21 protein-coding genes, 2 tRNA genes and 1 other RNA gene are annotated in these 19,192 nt (G+C 36.4%); 9 read left to right on the top strand and 15 right to left on the bottom strand.

The annotated features are described in order from the left end of the window. Positions 1-114 precede the first annotated feature (114 nt). Positions 115-191, top strand: a tRNA-Pro gene (locus BN3004_RS01960). A gap of 682 nt (positions 192-873) precedes the next feature. On the opposite strand, the gene ffs is transcribed toward BN3004_RS01960, so the two are convergent. From ffs to BN3004_RS01970, 3 genes are all read right to left on the bottom strand, one after another. Further along, an RNA gene (ffs, locus tag BN3004_RS08190) (signal recognition particle sRNA large type) lies at positions 874-1,140 on the bottom strand. Next, a tRNA-Ser gene (locus tag BN3004_RS01965) sits at positions 1,140-1,232 on the bottom strand. The genes ffs and BN3004_RS01965 overlap by 1 nt, the downstream gene beginning before the upstream one ends. A 133-nt stretch (positions 1,233-1,365) precedes the next feature. Then, positions 1,366-3,285, bottom strand: coding sequence for a stalk domain-containing protein (locus BN3004_RS01970; protein ID WP_058259598.1), 1,920 nt, complete (start codon positions 3,283-3,285; stop codon positions 1,366-1,368). A gap of 272 nt (positions 3,286-3,557) precedes the next feature. On the opposite strand from BN3004_RS01970, the gene BN3004_RS01975 reads away from it, so the two are divergent. Together BN3004_RS01975 and BN3004_RS01980 are read left to right on the top strand one after the other, a co-directional pair. Next, positions 3,558-4,076, top strand: a complete 519-nt coding sequence (locus BN3004_RS01975; protein ID WP_058259599.1) for an adenine phosphoribosyltransferase — start codon at positions 3,558-3,560, stop codon at positions 4,074-4,076. After that, a complete protein-coding gene (locus BN3004_RS01980) occupies positions 4,069-4,887 on the top strand; it encodes a tRNA 2-thiocytidine biosynthesis TtcA family protein (RefSeq protein WP_196792458.1) in 819 nt (272 codons plus the stop codon). Before BN3004_RS01975 ends, BN3004_RS01980 begins: the two co-directional genes overlap by 8 nt. 261 nt (positions 4,888-5,148) lie before the next feature. On the opposite strand, the gene BN3004_RS01985 is transcribed toward BN3004_RS01980, so the two are convergent. The 3 genes from BN3004_RS01985 to BN3004_RS01995 form a co-directional block, all read right to left on the bottom strand. Then, complete coding sequence (locus tag BN3004_RS01985) at positions 5,149-5,478, bottom strand: type II toxin-antitoxin system PemK/MazF family toxin (protein ID WP_058259600.1); 330 nt, start codon at positions 5,476-5,478, stop codon at positions 5,149-5,151. Beyond that, a complete protein-coding gene (locus BN3004_RS01990) occupies positions 5,472-5,708 on the bottom strand; it encodes an AbrB/MazE/SpoVT family DNA-binding domain-containing protein (RefSeq protein ID WP_082244044.1) in 237 nt (78 codons plus the stop codon). The genes BN3004_RS01985 and BN3004_RS01990 overlap by 7 nt, the downstream gene beginning before the upstream one ends. Before the next feature lie 344 nt (positions 5,709-6,052). Continuing rightward, entirely contained in the window at positions 6,053-6,886 is an 834-nt protein-coding gene (locus BN3004_RS01995; protein WP_058259601.1) for a mechanosensitive ion channel family protein, read from the bottom strand. 180 nt (positions 6,887-7,066) lie between these two features. Between BN3004_RS01995 and BN3004_RS02000 the strand changes: the two genes are divergently transcribed. The 4 genes from BN3004_RS02000 (at position 7,067) to BN3004_RS02015 (ending at position 10,063) form a co-directional block, all read left to right on the top strand. Then, entirely contained in the window at positions 7,067-7,303 is a 237-nt protein-coding gene (locus tag BN3004_RS02000; protein WP_058259602.1) for an AbrB/MazE/SpoVT family DNA-binding domain-containing protein, read from the top strand. Next, positions 7,297-7,626 carry a type II toxin-antitoxin system PemK/MazF family toxin gene (locus BN3004_RS02005; RefSeq protein WP_058259603.1) on the top strand — a complete coding sequence of 110 codons (330 nt, stop codon included), beginning with the start codon at positions 7,297-7,299 and terminating at the stop codon, positions 7,624-7,626. Before BN3004_RS02000 ends, BN3004_RS02005 begins: the two co-directional genes overlap by 7 nt. Positions 7,627-7,745: 119 nt before the next feature. After that, positions 7,746-8,291: a LemA family protein gene (locus tag BN3004_RS02010; RefSeq protein ID WP_058259604.1), complete on the top strand. Its 546-nt coding sequence runs from the start codon at positions 7,746-7,748 to the stop codon at positions 8,289-8,291. Continuing rightward, positions 8,291-10,063: a DUF2207 family protein gene (locus BN3004_RS02015; RefSeq protein WP_058259605.1), complete on the top strand. Its 1,773-nt coding sequence runs from the start codon at positions 8,291-8,293 to the stop codon at positions 10,061-10,063. The genes BN3004_RS02010 and BN3004_RS02015 overlap by 1 nt, the downstream gene beginning before the upstream one ends. Positions 10,064-10,621: 558 nt before the next feature. Here the strand turns inward: BN3004_RS02015 and BN3004_RS02020 are convergent. The 6 genes from BN3004_RS02020 to BN3004_RS02045 all read right to left on the bottom strand — a co-directional run bounded on the left by BN3004_RS02020 (position 10,622) and on the right by BN3004_RS02045 (position 13,950). Then, on the bottom strand, positions 10,622-10,924 hold the full coding sequence (locus tag BN3004_RS02020; RefSeq protein WP_058259606.1) for a hypothetical protein: 303 nt from the start codon (positions 10,922-10,924) through the stop codon (positions 10,622-10,624). 51 nt (positions 10,925-10,975) lie between these two features. Then, the gene (locus tag BN3004_RS02025) at positions 10,976-11,392 is read right to left on the bottom strand and encodes a type II toxin-antitoxin system HicB family antitoxin (protein WP_058259607.1); all 417 of its coding nucleotides are present in this window, start codon (positions 11,390-11,392) and stop codon (positions 10,976-10,978) included. A 342-nt stretch (positions 11,393-11,734) separates the two neighbouring features. Then, the gene (locus BN3004_RS02030; RefSeq protein WP_058259608.1) at positions 11,735-12,142 is read right to left on the bottom strand and encodes a type II toxin-antitoxin system HicB family antitoxin; all 408 of its coding nucleotides are present in this window, start codon (positions 12,140-12,142) and stop codon (positions 11,735-11,737) included. A 367-nt stretch (positions 12,143-12,509) separates the two neighbouring features. Beyond that, a complete protein-coding gene (locus tag BN3004_RS02035) occupies positions 12,510-13,376 on the bottom strand; it encodes a BRO family protein (protein ID WP_058259609.1) in 867 nt (288 codons plus the stop codon). A gap of 133 nt (positions 13,377-13,509) precedes the next feature. After that, positions 13,510-13,725, bottom strand: coding sequence for a DUF2922 domain-containing protein (locus BN3004_RS02040; RefSeq protein ID WP_082244045.1), 216 nt, complete (start codon positions 13,723-13,725; stop codon positions 13,510-13,512). Positions 13,726-13,755: 30 nt separating this feature from the next. After that, positions 13,756-13,950 carry a DUF1659 domain-containing protein gene (locus BN3004_RS02045; RefSeq protein ID WP_058259611.1) on the bottom strand — a complete coding sequence of 65 codons (195 nt, stop codon included), beginning with the start codon at positions 13,948-13,950 and terminating at the stop codon, positions 13,756-13,758. Positions 13,951-14,185: 235 nt separating this feature from the next. On the opposite strand from BN3004_RS02045, the gene BN3004_RS02050 reads away from it, so the two are divergent. Both BN3004_RS02050 and BN3004_RS02055 read left to right on the top strand, forming a co-directional pair. After that, the gene (locus tag BN3004_RS02050; RefSeq protein WP_058259612.1) at positions 14,186-14,737 is read left to right on the top strand and encodes a sigma-70 family RNA polymerase sigma factor; all 552 of its coding nucleotides are present in this window, start codon (positions 14,186-14,188) and stop codon (positions 14,735-14,737) included. A gap of 102 nt (positions 14,738-14,839) precedes the next feature. Beyond that, positions 14,840-15,283, top strand: a complete 444-nt coding sequence (locus BN3004_RS02055) for a hypothetical protein (RefSeq protein WP_058259613.1) — start codon at positions 14,840-14,842, stop codon at positions 15,281-15,283. A 481-nt stretch (positions 15,284-15,764) separates the two neighbouring features. Here the strand turns inward: BN3004_RS02055 and BN3004_RS02060 are convergent, their stop codons facing one another. The 3 genes from BN3004_RS02060 to BN3004_RS02070 form a co-directional block, all read right to left on the bottom strand. Then, positions 15,765-16,937 (bottom strand): FRG domain-containing protein, encoded by a 1,173-nt coding sequence (locus BN3004_RS02060; protein ID WP_196792459.1) that lies wholly within the window; start codon positions 16,935-16,937, stop codon positions 15,765-15,767. Between the two features lie 6 nt (positions 16,938-16,943). Beyond that, a complete protein-coding gene (locus BN3004_RS02065; protein WP_058259614.1) occupies positions 16,944-17,552 on the bottom strand; it encodes an ImmA/IrrE family metallo-endopeptidase in 609 nt (202 codons plus the stop codon). A 295-nt stretch (positions 17,553-17,847) separates the two neighbouring features. After that, positions 17,848-18,927: an IS30 family transposase gene (locus BN3004_RS02070; protein WP_058259272.1), complete on the bottom strand. Its 1,080-nt coding sequence runs from the start codon at positions 18,925-18,927 to the stop codon at positions 17,848-17,850. Positions 18,928-19,192: the final 265 nt, after the last annotated feature.

A 19,192-nucleotide genomic window follows, 5' to 3' on the forward strand; every position in this document is an offset into this window, starting at 1 on the left:
TCGTAAGATAATAGAAGAAAAACTATAATAATAGTAGTTTTAATGAGAAAATAAGATTTATCTTCACTTGCAAGAATGGATAGAGAACGGTATAATAGGTGAGTAATATTTCGGCGGGGTGTAGCGCAGTTTGGTAGCGCACGTGGTTTGGGACCATGGGGCCGGGAGTTCGAACCTTCTCACCCCGACCAAAGAAAAAAACGACTAAGCAATTGTTTAGTCGTTTTTTTCTTTCACATTAAAGGGCTCGTTTCATCGCAAAATCGTTTTCTTCCCTTGTAAGATTTTTATTAAAGTAGTTTAATTGAGTTATATAATTGCCACGATACTTATTTTAATCAAAATACATATTTTATATCTATTCAATATACATTTACGTGAGCAATGGACATCGAAAATTGTTTTCGTCGCTTGCTGGTCTACATAAATTGTTAATTTCTAAGCTTACTCACCTGTGGTCTCATATTCGTTCGCTACGCTCAACTAGATGAGACCACGGGCGGTTCGTTGCGCAAAGAAATTAATTCAATTTATTCCGAATGCTGCGCTCGTGAAAATCAATTTTCTCTTTATTAAGTGGCGTAAGCTTAATATTTAGTTTTAATCGTATTAGTTCAAACATCTTTCCAATTTAGATCAAATTAAATATCTTGTATCGGATGACACAAATCTTGCGATGAAAAAGAAGAACCTCATCCTAACGGACAAGAACCTTTACGCTATGATGGATTGTGCAAGGCGCCAGTGCGAAGCACCAAGGTTCTCGGGACCCATTCAAAGCGAAGCTTTGTAAATGGGTGAGGTTCTTCTTTTAACAAGAAACACTATGACATAAAAATAACACTCTGCAAAAGCAGAGTGTTATTTTTATGTAAGTGCACCCGACTTTGTTCGGCTCCCCCAAGTGTTACCACAACAGACAGCTCCCGAACGGCACCCTCGCGGCACACACAAATACATACTTATCGCTGCTTCCGCCAGGACCTGACGAGGTTCGTAAGATTTATGTTGCGCAAGAACCCTTCGTTCAACACCTCTTATTGTGGGCAAGCCCCACAGAAGACGCCCTCGGTCGGGAATTCATTCCAAATATAGCGGATTTATGGTTACAGGATGCCGCTACCTTCCCAACTAGCACGTGGCGGAGAGAAGGGGATTCGAACCCCTGATACGCTTAATCACGTATACCCGCTTTCCAGGCGAGCGCCTTCAACCAACTCAACCATCTCTCCATGCCGATTGTTTTACAAAGTTTTTAACTTGACTTAACCATTATAGTATAAATAGCTGTTCTTGTCAAGATATATTATTTAAGCAAAAAAGATCCGCCCAAATCAATGAGCGGACCCCTTAGGACTTTATAAATTATTTGCTTATAACTCTTCTTGTTAATTTAACTTGCTTCATAACTGGATCCCAGATGATGTCAGAACCATCTATTAGACCAAGTGCTCTTGCAATGTTAGCGATTGGAAGCATTGTTCTACTGTTTTTGATTTCAGGCTTAACATCACTTGTGTAAGTTACGCCATTTACAATCATCTTATTAGACTTTATAGGTATTTCAACTTTTTGAGTTAAATCCCAGATAATAACAGTCTTAGTTTGAGGAACCCAAGATACTTGTAAACCAAGAGCTTCAGCAACATATCTTAGTGGAAGCATTACTCTGCCATTTTTAACGTATGCAGCAACATCCATTTGATGAGTAGTTGTAACGTTCTTGTTCACCTTAGTAAATACGTTAGAGCCAACGTTTATAGTTGCGCTTGCTTCGTAAACTTGTGGAGTTTTTTCTTCAGCTGGCTTCTTTTCTTCTTCAGCCTTTTCTTCTTTTTCTTTGTCCTTCTTGTCTCTATGATATCTATAATAATAGTAGTCATCATAGTAATATCCATAGTATGACCAATCAGTAAATTCTACATAAACTGTAACGTTACTTGCTGGCATTTCAAATGTATCAGTTGTAGTGTAGTTATAGTATCTGTAGTCATATTTGTCATAGTATCTGTAGTCTCTGTAGTGACTGTAGTGTTTATCATATAGGTAGTCTTCATAGCTACTATATCTTCTGTAGTAGTTATCTACATAGTCGTCATAGTATCTATAATAATCGTCATAATATCTATCGTAATATCTGTTATTGTATCTGTAGTCGTCATAATCCCCGTATCTGTAGTTGTTCTTCCAGAAGCTATAGTGTCTATCTTTTAGATAATCTTCATAAGTAGCGTAATCATTGTAATAATAGTTTCTGTAGTCACTGTAATAGTAGTTGTAGTCGTTGTAATATCTTCCGTTGTATCCATAGTAATAGTAGTCGTTGTAAGCATAATTCTTAATACTATGTTTAATATTATTGTTATCTATATAGTAAACGTTTTTAACTGCATAGCTACTGTATGGTTTAGCTGTTACAGTGATAGTTTCACCTGCTTTAGCTTTTGATTTACTTACTGTGAATGATCCGTGATTTGTGTATGCTTTAGATATTGTATATTCTTTTGTTTCTGGCTTTGGTTCTGGTTTTACTTCTTCTTTTTCAAATGTTGCGCTAACTTCTACATCTGCAGCTGGCATTTTAAATTTGTTGTCTTTAACCTCAATTTTAGTTTCTCCAGCCATAACCTTAAGTTCTTTAAGTTTATAATCTTTATCTGGAGTGATAGTTAATGTAACTTCAACATCTTTTTTAGCTGCTTTCTTATCTGCTTCAACTTTACCATTTGTAGCATCTTTTATTGTTATATTATGTTCTTTTTCAACTTCTTCTTTTTCTATAGCAGCTTCTTCTTTCGCTTTTGCATCATTTACTGCTTTTGTTACATCTTCTTTCTTTGCCGCATCCTCTATAGCTTTCTTTGCAGCTTCTTTTTCTTCTTCTGTTAGATGAGTTAATTTTTCAAGTTCAGCCAAAGCTTCTTCTTTAGCTTTTTTAAGTTCATTAGCTTTTTTAGCTTCGTCGTCTTTTGCTGTTGCTTCAGCTACCGCTTCATTTATAGCTTCTTTAGTTTTAGCCTCTTCGATAGCTTTTATTGCAGCTGCTTTGTCTTCTTTAGATATGTTTTCTAAAGCATTAACAGTTGCCTTAGCAGCTGTCTTGTCTTCGTCTGTTGCAGGTGTGCCTTCTCCATCAACTGGTTTTTCTGGATCAACTGGTTGTTCTTTTTCACCTGGTTGTTCTGTTCCTGTTGTTTCCCCTTCAGCAAATACATTCATTGGCATAACTGCTACTAGCATCACGAATACCATTAGCATAGCCAAAATATTTCTAAACTTTTTCATACTACTACCTCCTTAGTGTAGAATAATTTTGAAAGTCCTAAATAATTCTTTCTTATCTATATTATACTTCTTAAGTAAACCATTTGCAATAGCTAAAGTAAATATTTAACCAAAATGTAATATAATATTATACTATACTAAAGGCTTTGAATATAAATTTTTTCAATAATAATTTTTGACGCAGTGGCAAGACCATCACCATAATCATAAAGATAATACAAAACGATTGCCATAAATATGAATAAGTGGTATAATACTCTTTGGGTGATAATATGGATTTAAAAAGCACTATAAGGGTGATTGAAGGCTTCCCGAAGGAAGGGATTTCTTTTAAGGACATAACTACGCTTCTTAAGGACAAGGACGCTTTCAAGTATGCTGTAGATGAATTAGAAAAGAATATCGAGGGCCTTGGCGCTGAATACATCGTTGGACCTGAGGCGAGGGGCTTCATGCTTGGCTGCGCGCTTAGCTACAAGATGGGTCTTGGCTTTATTCCTGTTAGAAAGAAGGGCAAGCTACCTGCTGAGACTGTGTCGTACTCTTATGAAAAGGAATATGGCACTGATACTATCGAGATTCACAAGGACGCGATCAAGCCTGGCACTAAGGTTGTTGTTATTGATGACCTTCTTGCGACTGGAGGAACTGTTGAAGCTGTTAAGGACCTTCTTGTGAAGATGGGTGCTGAGATTGTTGCTTTTGAGTTTTTGATTGAACTAACTGACCTTAAGGGCCGCGACAAGCTTAAGGGCTACAAGGTAGACTCTTTAATCACATATAATGTATAGTATAGAAAAAAAAGAGATTGAGCGCTTCATCATCAAGAGCTACAGAAAGGAACTTTGGAAGAAATTTCTTAAGGCGATAAACGATTTTAATCTGATTGAGGAGGGTGACAAGGTCTTGGTCGCTATCAGTGGCGGCAAGGACTCGATCCTTCTTGCGAAGATGTTTGAGGAGCTGAAGAAGCACTCGATTTTTAAATTTGATGTCTGCTATGTGAGCATGGACCCCGGCTTTACTAAGGAGAACAGGGACAAGCTTGAGGAGCTATGCAAATTTTTGGGCATAGACATACAAATATTTGAGACGGACATATTTCAAGTGGCTGAGAAGCTTGCGGGTGACTACCCATGCTACATGTGTGCTCGTATGCGCCGCGGCGCCCTTTATGGCAAGGCGAAGGAGCTTGGCTGCAACAAGGTCGCTTTGGGTCATCATATGAATGATGTAGTTGAGACGACGCTTATGAACATGCTCTACGCCGGCACTTTCAAGACGATGCGCCCGATACTCGATAGCCAAAACTTTGAAGGACTCAAGCTGATTAGGCCTATGTACTACATAAGGGAAGATGACATTAAGAGATGGCTTAAGAGAAGTGATCTCAAGGCTTTGGACTGCGCCTGCTCTGTTACGAAGAAGAGAAGTGGCAATATACGCTACGAGATCAAGGACCTTGTCGCCGAGCTTATGGAGAAGAATAATATGGCGGAGAGAAATATTTTGAATAGTGCGATGAATATTAATTTGGACTCTTGTGTGGCTTGGGAAAAGGATGGGAAGAAGTATCTTCTGGGGGAAGAAATTCAAAAGTAAGGTTCGCGTTCAAGCGAGCCCTTGAACTCGTTCCCTCCTCAGCAATGCTCGAGTACTTTTGTACACTCCGCTTGCTTCGTCAGTCCACATCGTCCAATCATCTCGCTTGCTCCGCGAAGTCCCATGGTCGATGGTAGTGCCAGAGTAATTATAAAAAGATAGTGAAGAAAAAGAAATAGATCTAAATAATAAATTAAATAATACACAGAAAAAATGGTCGGATCGCTCCGGCCATTTGCATTTACACTTGCTTTCACTTGTTTATATTATTTCAACTTGCGAAAAAATTATATTGACAACTTTTTCTAATATATCATCTGGGCATTTCTCAATAAATACATGTTCTCTTGCGTTAAGATCTAGCGACTTAAGATGCTCACAAAGTATCACGCCTGTTGTTTCTGTTCTTGAATCAAGTGGAACATGTAAGGGAAAGTCATTGTTTGTATTAGTGATTGGGCATAAAATTGCTAATTTTGCATTTTTATTGAAAACGTCATTGCTGACAACTACTGCCGGCCTAAAGCCAGCTTGCTCATATCCCCTTTGGGGGTTAAAGCTTAGATTTACAATATCTCCTTGTCTTACCATATTTCCTTACCCTTTGTTTCGCCCCAGTCAATTTCTTCTGGCTTATAGTCTCCATTGTATCCATCAAAAAGCTCTACTATGCTTTTTCTTTTATTGTGCTTTTTTATGATAATCTTGTCATCATCCTTGCTTATTGAAAGCTCATCGTTTTCGCTCCAACCAAGTTCATCTATTAAAACTTTAGGGAGCCTTATGCCTTTGCTGTTGCCCCACTTTTGTAAAGTAATCATAATATACACCTCCACAATATATATGTATATATATAGTATATACTTTTTATTTTGATTTGTCAATATTTTTACATAAAAAAGGAGCAATTAAGCTCCATATTTAATCTTTTATCATATTCATGAATTTAAATGCAATCACTTTTTATATTTTTTTTTTAGATCTCTTTTCTTTATTCACAAACACTAATCTTTTTACCCTGGATCCTACTCCGACCATGGGACTTCGCAGAGCAAACGAGATGATTGGACGATGTGGACTGACGAAGCAAGCGGAGTGTACAAATGTACTCGAGCATTGCTGAGGAAGGAACGAGTTCAAGGGCTCGTTTGAATGCGAACTGTATTTATTCTTTGTTAATAACAAAAGTTTTATCTAGAACTCTAATCTTATTCCTAGTAAGCTCCTCTAAAGCTACTTCCCTCATTAGCCTTTCAATCCTCCATTGCTCACCCGGTATCGTCTTCGCCGCAGCACTAATCACCACACCATTGCTATTAAAATCAGTGATGCCCCAGACATTAACCCCTTCAATAACGGCGTGGTCCTCATCAACTTTTTTCAGCGCCTTCGTCAAGATGTCGATCGCCATTTGCGCGTCGGCATCATAAGCTATAGGCACTGTAATCAGCGCTCTTTGAACGTTTTTGTTCCTGTTAGTCACGACTCTGATCTCGCCATTAGGAATGACGTGCAGCTCACCCGTATAATCACGGATAGTCGTTGTACGCAGACTGATCTTCTCAACAGTACCAGTCTTGCCCGCTACAGTGATGTCGTCGCCAAGCACAAAGCTATCTTCAAGCATCAAAAATATACCGCTGATGATGTCTTCAACAAGGCTCTTCGCTCCAAAGGAGATCGCGATACCCCCTATCCCAGCAGTTGTCACGATCGCCGAGGTATTGACACCGAATATCCTTAGCGCCGACAAAAACCATGTGAACATGATAATGATTGTCGCGAAGCTCTTCAAAACGCTCAGAACCGTCTTAAGCCTCTTCGCGTCGATGGTTCTGAGCTTACTATACTTTTTCTTCGCAAGCCTACCTATGATGAAGCTTATGATCTTCACTATAATCAAGGCGATGACGAAGTATAAAAGCACGAGCGCAATCTTGCCCAAAGTGTTCAGCGTGCCCGCCTCAGTCAAAAAACGTAATTTTATTTTATCAAACATATGATTCTCCCCTCTCTACCTATTTATTTTATCACAAGACGCCGCCATTATCAAGCAGGATAGCTTTGATGATGGCTGTGATGTGAAGACCATATTTATATATAATAAGAAGAAAATTATATTGACAAATCAAGATAAAAAGTATATACTATATATATACATATAAATGGAGGTGTACTTATGATTACTTTACAAAAGTGGGGTAACAGCCAAGGAATAAGACTTCCAAAGTTCTTACTTAATGAGCTTGGATGGAGTGAAGATGAAGAACTATCTGTAATAAAAGAAGATGATAAGCTTATAATAAAAAAACACAATAAAAGAAAGAACATAGTTGAACTTTTTGATGGATATGATGGAGACTACAGACCCGAAGAAATAGATTGGGGCGAAGCCAAGGGTAAAGAACTATGGTAGAACAAGGCGACATCATAAAACTAAGTTTCAATCCTCAAAAGGGGCACGAGCAAGCCGGATTTAGGCCAGCTCTAGTTATTAGTAACAATGTTTTTAACAAAAACACAAATTTGGCAATACTATGTCCAATCACTAATACTGATAATAAATTCCCTTTACACGTTGCACTGGACACTAGGACTCAAACTACTGGCGTCATTTTATGTGAACACATTAAATCACTAGACCTTAATGCAAGAGAGAATGTTTTTGTCGAAAAATGCCCAAAAGACATCTTAGATCAAGTAATAAATATTGTCTATTCGCAAGTAGAAAGATTATAAATTATATACGCAAAATAAGTACGTTTTATGTACTTATTTTTTTATTTTAAAATACTTTACATTTCCCTTACATTTTTTGGGTAAAATAATAATGAAAAAATATAAAAGGAGGAAAGATTATGTTTATAATAATTTTAGCAGCGATAGTAGTAGTTTTAATCTCTTACTACATAGGCCAACAAAGGCGTTTCGTATTTTTGGAGGAGAACGTTGACAACTCTCTTGCCAACATCTCTGTCAATCTTAACTCGCGTTGGGACGCTCTAAAGGCGCTTGCTAGTGCGGTTAAGGCTTACTCGGCTCACGAGTACGAATCCCTTGTAGGCATCATCGAAAAGCGTAGACCAGTTCTTAAAACTGCTGGTGATGTCAATGGCGATGAGGCTCTACTTGAAGGTGCTCTATCTAGGATAAATGCAGTTGCAGAGAGCTATCCAGAGCTAAAAGCGTCCGAGCTTTACATGAAGTCCATGGACTCGATTAACGACTACGAAAACAAAGTTAGAATGAGCCGTATGGTTTACAACGACTCAGTTACAAAGCTTAACAGAGACGTTAAGATGTTCCCATCATCAGTGGTTGCCTCGATGCTAAACGTGCATCCAAGAGAGTATCTGACTGTTGATGACAACAAAAAGGACATGCCTGATTTGGAGTTTAGATAATGAAAAAATTACTCGCGACTATCCTCGCAGCTATAATTATAGTTTTTTCTGTAAATATCTATGCTGCCTCGGATAGTATCGACTCGATTGATATAAAAACTACGCTTATGGATGACGGCGCGCTTATGGTAAGTGAGGTCTGGAAAGCTAGGCCCGGCACTGGCACTGAGTTTTACATCCCAAAGACTAATATGCGTGACATAGTGACCACTGATTTTAAAGTTTCGGATGAAAATGGTCCTTATGAGACCATTAATAATTGGGACGTCGATGCGTCCTTCGATGAAAAGGCTCGCAAGTGCGGTATTAATGAGACTTCTGACGGCATCGAGCTCTGCTTTGGCAAGAGCGATCTTCACAAGAACAAAACTTATACTTTGACTTACACCATGAGAAACGCGGCTCAAAGCTTTGACGATATGGACGGCTTCAACATCCGCTTTGTGAATGACCAGATGGACCCTGCTCCAAAAAAGGTTTCTTTCGAATTAAGCCTTGCTAATGGCGAGATAAATGAGGACAACGCTCGTGTTTGGGGTTTTGGCTCAAGTGCAGACATCGTTTTCGAAGACGGCAAGGTCATAGTCCACGAGATAAATGACTTTGGCCCCGCAAATCACCTAACAGTTTTATTTGGCTTAAATAAGGGCGTAATCAATCCCATTAGCATAGGTAGTGGCAGCTTTGAAGAGATGAAGGAAAGAGCTATGCAAGGCTCCGACTATTACGATCGTGAAGAAGATATTCAGGTAGAAGATAATAATGAAGATAATGAAGATGATTTTTATTATCCAGACTATAATACTGGTAATAATTTTAATAATGTATTCTTTGTCAGAAACCCCATTGTCATACCGATAATTTTCATTTTTATCGCATCAATCATTTCCATGATAGTATCTGGAGTGAAAAAATCAATGATAAGCTCTGAGAATAGCCTGCCAAAAGATGTAAACTATTGGCGTGATTTGCCGATGAAGGGAAATATCTTGCTTAACAGCGGCATTTATTCAGTGAATGAAAGTTTATCTGTGACAAATGTGGTCGCCGCCTACTTTCTAAAATGGATTAAGGACGGCAATATAGAGCTTGTTAAGGAAAAGTTCACTAAGGGACTGATTTTCAAGAAGGATGTTCTTGAGGACTGCTTTAAAATTATTAAAGCGCCCGAAACAGAGGACGTGATGGAAGAGCAGCTATATAAGCTGATTACAGCTGCGTCGGGCGATGACCTCGTGCTTAGAAACGATGAGCTTGTGAGGGCCTTTAACAGAGGAAGCGTTGCCGAAAATTTCGTTAAGAACTACAATAAAAATGCGATTAGCACTGCGGAAAGATTGGATTTAGTATATAAGAAGCCGGGATTTTTGCTATCAAGCTACGATGTTTTCACTGAGCGTGGCCGTGAAGAGGCCATTAAGCAAAAGGGCTTTATAAAGTTTTTAAAGGACTTCACTTTGATTAACGAGCGTGAAGCGGTAGAAGTCGCTCTATGGGACGAATATTTAGTGCTTGCGGCTTTGTTTGGACTTGGAGAAAAGGTACTAAATAAGTTTAAGATGATAGACCCTAACTACACTTACGCTGGATATAGCGGCATGGATCCACTTGTGATGTACCACGTCGTTAATCATTTGGGAACAGCTATGAATCGCGTGTATGAGAATCATGCATCTTCGTCATCGTCGTCAAGCGGCGGTGGCGGAGGAGGGATGTCGTTTGGAGGCGGCGGAGGATTTTCTGCCGGCGGCAGTGGCGGCGGAGGACGGTAATTTCTTGCCTAATTTGCGGCTTTTGCTAGTTTCGAATTGTTTTGTCGCTGCGGAGTGCGTTTAGCACACCTCACTCCAAAAAATTCTGTACAACGCAAAATCCATCAAATTATTACAAGAACTTACGGTTTTGGATAAATTATTTATAAAGATATTATAGGTAATTTACATTCTGCTGCGCCTTATCCATCATAGCGCAAAGGTTCTAGTACATTTTAATGTACTAGGTTCTTCTTCTTCCGGCAAAAGTGTGAATAAATATAGTTTGATCAAGTTCCTTGCTCCGTATAGCGCAAAGGTTCACGTCCATTTATGGACGGGGGTTCTTCAAATTAGTGTGATGCCTGTTCATTGACATTAATAAGCTTTTTCAAAAATTATAAATTTAGACAAAAAAGAAGGATAGAGATTCTATTTTCGGCTCTATGTCAAATATTGAGGAGACTTATTGATTTAAGTCTCTCTTTTTACGTTTAAACTAAGATATACATATATTTTTTGGAAGATTGTATAATTAACTTAGCCACTAAATAAAAAAAAGAGAGCCCAACGCCCTCTTTAAAATAATTCTTCATCAAATTCTACCGTCTCGCCATTTTTATACTCATTCAAAACATCACTCTTTAGTTTATCAACAGCCATTGGCAAGTTATTTTTAATTCTTCTAAACTCTCTTAATAGCTCTTCGCCTTCAAGACCATCCTCAATAAGGTCTTTCATAATTAAATCGTCAAACATCTCGTCGACGCTCTCATAAGTCTTGCCTATGGATGGATCCTTCTTCATCGCCTCTACCTCTTTTATAGCCTCGATAGTCTCAGCATTTGGAACTTCGTTTTGGGTTTTATCTTTTTTGTTCATAGCGATACTCCTCTTTTGATCATCAGAATATTATAATTTTGCTAGTCTATTCTATTGAATATTTAATTCTCTTTTTAGTCCCTCTTGCAGTACCTGTGAAAAATTAATGTCCTCCTCCCTCGCCTTTATATCAAGCCATTGAGGTATAGTTAGTGTTTTCTTTATAGCCTTATTCATTATAGCCTTTCTAACAAGAGGCATCCAAACATCAATCAGTACAGCTCTTTGATTATCTTCGAGCTTTATATCCAGTAAAGAGCTTGCCTTTGGTATATCTTCATTGTCAATTTCAAGATTCTTCATCCAAAGACCTAAAACTTCCTTTGCCATCAACAAAGCCTCTTCCTCAGTGTCTCCAAAAGTTAAGCAACCTTGCAAATCTGGGAACTCTACAGTTATTCCATCGTCAGCATAATTAAATATCGCTGGATAGATATACTTATCCTTATACTTTTTATACTCTTTCATAAGACTACCTCCCATATATATTATACGTATTATTACACATATTGTCAATACTTTTCTAAAATTTTTTCAGTTGGTTACAAAATGTAACCGACTCACTTTTCACTCACAAAAAAGACAAAAAAATCCCTTGGTTCCGGCGCACCTCGTATGGTGAGGGTCCTACTCCCAAGGAATATCATACATCTATATTATACTACAGATTTAAAATTTTTTCAAGCACTAAAGATAAAAAAGACTAGAGGGAACACTTCTTAATAAAGCATTCCCCCTAGTTGGCTATTAACACTACCTCTATCTGTAAGATAATAATAACAGATTTTTAGCTCTTTGTCAATCTTAATACTATTTAATATCCAATTCCTTCTTCAAACCCTCAGTCAAAACCCTCGAGAAATTTATGTTCTTATTCTTAGCAAGCGCCTCAAGCCAAGTTGGTAAGGTCACCATCTTATTTTTGTATACTTCCTTAACCAAAGAGAATTGATAAGGCAAGTAAACATTGACATAAACAGCTAAGTCGCCTTCTTCAAGATCAAGCTCATCCATATCAATATCGTCTGGGTACTCAGTTTTTTCATTCTCTTCATCGTATAGACAAAGACCTATGACCTCTTGTGCATATCTTACACCTTCTTCAAAAGTGTCCGAGCATGTATAAGCGCCGTCAATTGCAGGCACGTCAATAGAGTAGCCACCATCACTTTCCTTGCTAAAAATAGCTAAATAACTTACACTATCTTGTTTTTTCATGTAAACACTCCTTTAACAAGTGATAATATTTACAAGACTATTATAACATATGTTAAACATTTGTCAATAGTTTTCATTCGCTTACAAAATGTAACCATCTCACTTCCCCCCCCCACACATAAAAAAACAATCGCATATCAATTTGATATGCGACATAGTCATTAATTCTGTGTATTGCAACTTGCTGCAAGTTAAATTTTCTATTTTGACTTCATAAAAAGCTCTATTTCACTGGGTTTACATCGTAAATCTATCCAAATAAACTATTCATGTACAACTTGCTGCAACTTAAAACAAGCTCAAAAAGGAATATACTTCATATATCTCGGTGCTGTATTTTTATCAACACACAAATCAATTGCAATAATTAATCAGCATTTTTATCATCCTTATCAGAAATTTCTTTGCTTACATCGCTAATAACGTTTCCAAAATCTAGAGCATTTTTACGTGTAATTACAGCCTTGCCAGTTTCTTCTTCAATCTCTTTTCTTGCATTACCAGCGATACTTCCACCCCTTCTACAAACTTCCTTATTTTCTTCAAGTCCCTCAGGGTTACTTGAATTTGCTATATCTTTTGTAGCAGTCTCAGCAAGCATATTTAAGATAAGTTCAGTAGTCGTCATATTGTCTCTAAGATTTTGCTTTTTAAGTCCTTTATAGTTCTTATATTCTCTAGTTGACATACCTGACCAAGCTCTAGAAATTTCATTAGTTAAATTTGCATATTCTTTCCCTTCCTTAACGCCATGCTCTTGCCAAGCATCTGTTAATTCTTTTCTTACTTGAATAGCTTGAAGCCTTTGATTTACCCATTCCTTGCTATATCCTTTTCTAAGATATGTCTCTAATGCCCTTTCAATGCTAAGCTCTGGATCAATAATTTCGTCTATTCTTTCCTTGCCTACTTCTGAAAGCCATCTTTTAAATGGTTCAGCCTTTGGTGATGGGATTGATTGTATGATACGCAATATACCCTGTATATCAGCAGCATCAGTTTTATACATTTTTCCATCTTTTTCTGACCTCATTTTCAGTTGGTTACAAAATGTAACCAACTGACTTCCCTCTTGATTTAAACGATTCTTCAGAACTTTCCAATAATTATTTGGATTTTCACTTCCGCTCAACGCTCCTACTACATCTACAACCGAGAAATACCATTCCTCTTTTTCTTCATCCCACACAGAACGAATTTTGTTTCCCTCAAATAATTTAATTTCGTTTTCCATCTTAGTCCTCCATATATATAAATTATACATTAAACGTCATATTTTGTCAATAAAAAAAGAGAGCCCCTATCTCTCGATACAAGCCCTCTCCTTAATTACCTGCACTATTTTATTTTATCGACATGAGTATCAACTAAAATAGAGTTTCAGTAGAAGTCGTAATTACTTTAGCAGACTCTAAAGCGTTAACCTCGCTGCCATCCTTATTCACAATAAGTTTCTTCTCAACGATACCAGCAAACGCGCCCTTTACAGCATCAGCGTCAAGACCCTCAGCAGGGTTTTGTAAACTCATGTTGTACGGCTTACCATTCGCGCATTTGAACTTCATTTGTAATCTCTTCATCATCTCACCCCCTTTCTAAAAAATCCTCCATCACTATAATTCAGTTACAGTGATTCTCTCAAGCTTAGTAATCTCCTTAGCTAAAAGCGTTCCAAACGCAGTTTTGAACACGCCAAGCTCCGCGTTGTTCGCATCCTCTCTGATGTAGTTTACAGTTCTAGAGAAATTTCTCTTAGATCCGTCACTGCCTTCACCAGTAAAGTAAAGCTTAACACTATTCTTAGTCATCATCTCACCCCCTTCCCTAGGTCCCTGCCTACACTTAATATATACAAAATCCTAGGATTATTTCCCACACGCACCCCCACCATAATTATGGAAATGGTGCAGCAATCCGTCCAATTGTCCACGCAGATGTCCAAAATTTGCCGCGTCTTCCAAAATTTACGCATGAGTCTGCATTTGCCTTGCGAATGGTCTTAAAGCTATAATCATCTTAACAATAGAGAAAGGAGTAAGACAGATGCAAATCAATTACGACAAAGTTGCGGCAGACTACCAAGCCAGTGGACACGTCAATCCCGTGGCAATGGAAAGGCTAAAACCCCTCATGATCACGTTGATTAAGCGCTACTACCCAAACTTCAAAGAGTGGGACGACCTCATGCAAGAGCTTAGAGTCATAACACTCGAAGCCCTCCTAGACTTCGACCCCGCCCATGGCGCACACGCACTCGCATACATCGAGTCACGCATGAAATACCATTTGCTCGGTAAGTATAAAAAACAAGTCGTCACCACCCCACTAGACGATGCATTTTTAATAGAGGACGAGACCAGCATGGACGACTTCGAAGCCCTGTTTTATAACGACACACTCGGCGAAGTCTTCAAGGAGCTCACATACGAAGAAGAAAAGCTCATCTATTTACGTTACTATACCGAGATGAATTACGAAGACATCGGCCGCGCACTAGGCTTTTCAAGAAACACCGCAGCAAGAAAGATAAACGCCCTCTTGAAAAAGCTAAGGCGCCTATATAAAAAGCAAAATAAAAATACGTCTAAAGTATGATTTTTAAGAAATTTCCATGAAAATGGTAAAAATTAGAACAAATCTATTGACATAGCATGTATAAAAGACTATAATAGACTTAGAAATAAGGAGGATAATATTATGAAAAATAAGGCACTGGCAGCCTTAATCCCAGCTTATGATAAAGATGGAATGAACACGACGGTTGCCATATACGAGGACATGAGCGCAGAAAATTTGCGCGTATCAATCAGAACAGCCATCTCGAGACTGTTTCAGGAGAAATTAGCAGACGAAAAAGGCTACAGAAAGTGGGCCAAGACCATCGCCAAGAAAAAGACCGGCCTCGCGCTTATGATCAAAGACACAAAGCTAGTCGGCATCAGGTGTAGAGAGGTGCGCTCCAAAGGCGACGGATCCATGATCTACCTAAACAGAGACCTAATCTACGACACAGAAGACGGCTACATACACATAAGAGGCCTAACAAGGATACCAGTTTTGGCAAAGAAAAGGACAATCAGAGACAGGATCAAGGACTGCGACAGAATCAGTAAAGCATACGACGAGAAGATGCAAGGGTGAGTACAAAGGTGCCACCCCTTTTTTATGCCTTGAGATGATGATTATGGTAATGGTAATGGTAATAGCTTAGCGCCGATAAACTTGAGGTCACAATTTGTGACCTCAAAATACTTGTAAAAAAAAATTAAAACTTGAGGTGTAAAAATTGCACCTCAAAATCAATTTGAAAAGAGATTTAAAACTTGAGGTCGAAAAATTCGTCCTCAAGATAAATTGAAAGAAAAAAAAGAAAAATGGACTCCTTGTTTCAAAAAAAGACGAGTTTCTGAAACAATGGGTGGAATAATGGATTCTTGTTTCAAAAAGATATAGAAAGGAAAAATAAATCGCCTAAACAAAAATAAATCGCCTAAAATAGTGTAAATATTAGGCGATAGACCCAAGACATAATAAAAGACCCGTAGCACCCTTTTGTAATGAAAGGAGTACTATGGGTCTAATTTTATAAATAAAACGCGTAGAAAGAGATTTGAAGCGTGGGTTAATTGTGATTCTTGTTATTATTTTTACTTACACGTCGAGTATATCGTAAAGCATCTTCTCCCGATTTATTGTACTTATTAGATAGATATCTAATCCTGTTTTCAAAATCTGGAAACATTTCTTCTTTAGTATAACAATACTCATTCAATTTATTTTCTAAATCTTCTAAAATATCTTTTAAAGCATTTACTTTGTATTTTTCAATTGAATCAAGCTGTTTATTTAACTCAGTTAAATCATTTTCTAAAAATTTTTCTAGATCTCTGTGTCCCTGATCCTTGATATATTTTTTAAGCTCGGTATAAGCATCTATCTCTTTGTTTAACACTTCCTTGTAAACAGTATCATCAAAGCGTAATACTATCTTGATATAGGGTATTTTCTTGTAATTTTTGTTTTTAAGTAAAGTTTTCTCATAATTTAGAAAAGCACCTTTTTGAGCTAATATACGTTCATTTGTTTGATTCTTTCTTACTTCTGTAAATAACGTCTCATCTTTTTCTAATTGTTCATTAATATTAAATAAATACAAAGTAGGTTCTATATATTCACGAATGTTTTCCTTAATCATAAAAAGCATAGCTATATAAGGATTTCTTGTTATATCTAAAAGAGCTGTTTTTAGGCCATAGTGTTGCAGTAAAGACAAGTCACGTTCCCTGCTTGTGATGCAGTCATCTCCATTGAATTCAGTATAATTAATTTTTTCAGGAAATTCATAAGATAGCTTGCGATATATTCTTTCGAAATTGTTGATGTAGCTTTTATCCACTTCGTCTCGCATTATTCCAGGTAACAATGGTTTATTAACTGATTGTCCTCTAAAATAATTAAATCCAAATTCGTTGCTTGTAAATCTTTGTAGTAGCTCCTTATACAAGTAAAATAATTGCCAACCGTTAGCTTGAGACTTATTTTTAATATCAAAATCACATTTCTCTACAATACTTCTTAGGCTACTTTTTATCTCATCACTATTAGACGCCAACACATTGACATGTGTTAGTAAATATTTTCTTTTATCATCAGTTTTTGCTAATGTGTTTCCAATATATCCAATTTCAATCGTATTTCTCTCAAAAAATAAATCTTCTTTATAATTTAACAAATTTTTAGCGTAATCATTTGTCACTTCTTTATTATCCGTATCAAAATTATTAAAGAAAAACATTTTCTGCTACCTAAATATATTCAAATTTTTTAATCTGTACTTAAGCGATTCAACTGATACCATCATTTTCTTAGCAGTATTTTCTGCTAAATAGTCAATATCATTATCAGAAAACTTTTGTGTTGTATCATAATTAAGCTCAAACATTGTCTTTTCTAACGCTTTCCTTAATAACCTTTCAGGCATCAATAATTCAGCAGCAAAAGCGTTAGCACTTACTTCATTCATCCTTTCAATAAGATCTTTGTAAATCGTATAGCTCGTATCTCTATATGATATACCTTCATGGCTTAATAATATATGGCCTATTTCGTGTGCTATAGTAAAACGTTGTCTAACTAAAGGTTCATACTTATTAATTCTTATCTCTTTTTTTCCTGTATTAGTAGAATATTCACTTGATTCATCATTAGCTGCAGAGTGAAAATTCATACAAAATCCAGATACATCAAGCTCTTCTTCAATAACTTTTATCTTACAAAGGTCTGCAATTTTTTTAACATCTACTTCAAACTCTTTTTCTAATTCTGCTTCTTCTACATCATCTCTGTATACGCCAAACTTTTCTAAAAACTCTTTATCATAAATTTCGCCGTAAGTCATTAATTCTCCCATAACACTTTCACCTTCTTTTAATTATATGTTATACTAATTTATTCATTACTTGTATACATATTATACCACAAAACACGCTAAATTTAAACACTTAATGAGCAATATTTAAAATTTTAATACTTTGTGCATAGAACTAATTTAAAGAATTTCTTATTTCTGCAAGTAGAAAATCATTTGTAATTAATTCACCTTTTTTTATTAAAACTGTTTTATAAATTGCAACAATAAGTTAGCCACCCAGACATCATATAGACTAAATGTATAGTATAGCTTAAAAGTATTTATTTTTATTAAACTAGATACTTTTAAGCTGTTTTATTTCCTTTATGAACTCTTCTTTTGCAGTTTTGTAATTAAAGATTTTTCTTGGCAAATTATTCATCCACTCGTTTATTCTGTATATTTTTTCTTTTGATACTTCTTCTATTGATGTGCCTTTTTGTATAAATCTTCGTATTAATTTATGTTGACATTCACTAGTTCCTCTTTCCCATGATGTATATGGATGACAAAAATATATATCTACATATTCTGCTAATTCTGATAAGCTTGAAAATTCTGAACCATTATCTGATGTTATACTTTTAAATATTTCTTTGTTTAACTGCGCATTATCTTTTAAGAATTTAAGTCCAATGTCTACTGCATCGGGTGTTTTTCCATGTATTTTTATCAGCTTTTCATATCTTGTTTTTCTTTCTACTAATGTAAGTAGTACTGGATCTGTCTTTTTCTTTTTACCTATAACTGTATCTATTTCCCAGTGGCCGAATTCTTCTCTTGTTTGTATTTTATCTGGTCTTTCTTCTATGGATATGCCAAGCTTTTTCTTGTTTTGTCTTGTTCTTCTTGTGCTATTTTTGTTTTTTCTCTTTACTTTTTCTAGTAGATCTATATTTTTTGTTTTCATTAGTGACTTATTTATCCAGTTGTAGAGGCTTTTTGTTGATGGTATTTCTGATGATGGAAAGAGTCTATTTGCTTTTGCGTATCCAACACATACATCTGGAGACCATTTATCTTTTAACATTTTATTGTCTGCCCATTTAAGAAATTCGACTATATCTATATATTTTGGTCTTCTTCCGCAAGAAGATCTATTGTTTATATATACCTCATAATTAGTTAAGGCAAAGTATTTTTCATCGTAGTAAGTATATGTTTTGTTATTACTTTTTATTATTCTCTTTTGCTTTACTGTGCCTTTCTTTATTGCGTTGTTTATTGTCTGCGGGGCTCTATTTAGCCTTCTTGCTATCTCTCTGTTGCTATGTCCATCTATTTTCCATGCCTGTATTAATGACATTTCATGTAGTGATAGATGTGAATTTTTCTTGCGTTCTGTAAATTCTATGGTATAATTTATATGAGTCATGTGTACCTCCGTATAGTTGTTTTTTTGTTTGTTACTAATACTATACCATATGTACACATGATTTTTTTATTTGGTGGCTAAGTTAATTATACAATCTTCCATTAAAACTGTTTTCAAACATAATTATATATTAGGCAATAACGCCTCTTTTTTATGTCTATGGAGGTGAAATCGTGGTAAATAAGTTAATTTCTTTACTAGGCATGACTCTAAAATTTGTGTTCAAAGATAGCGCTAAAGACAAGGCAGCGCTTGTGATGGCAGT

The sequence above is a fragment of the Fenollaria timonensis genome, from assembly GCF_001457835.1.
GTDB lineage: Bacteria > Bacillota > Clostridia > Tissierellales > Peptoniphilaceae > Fenollaria > Fenollaria timonensis.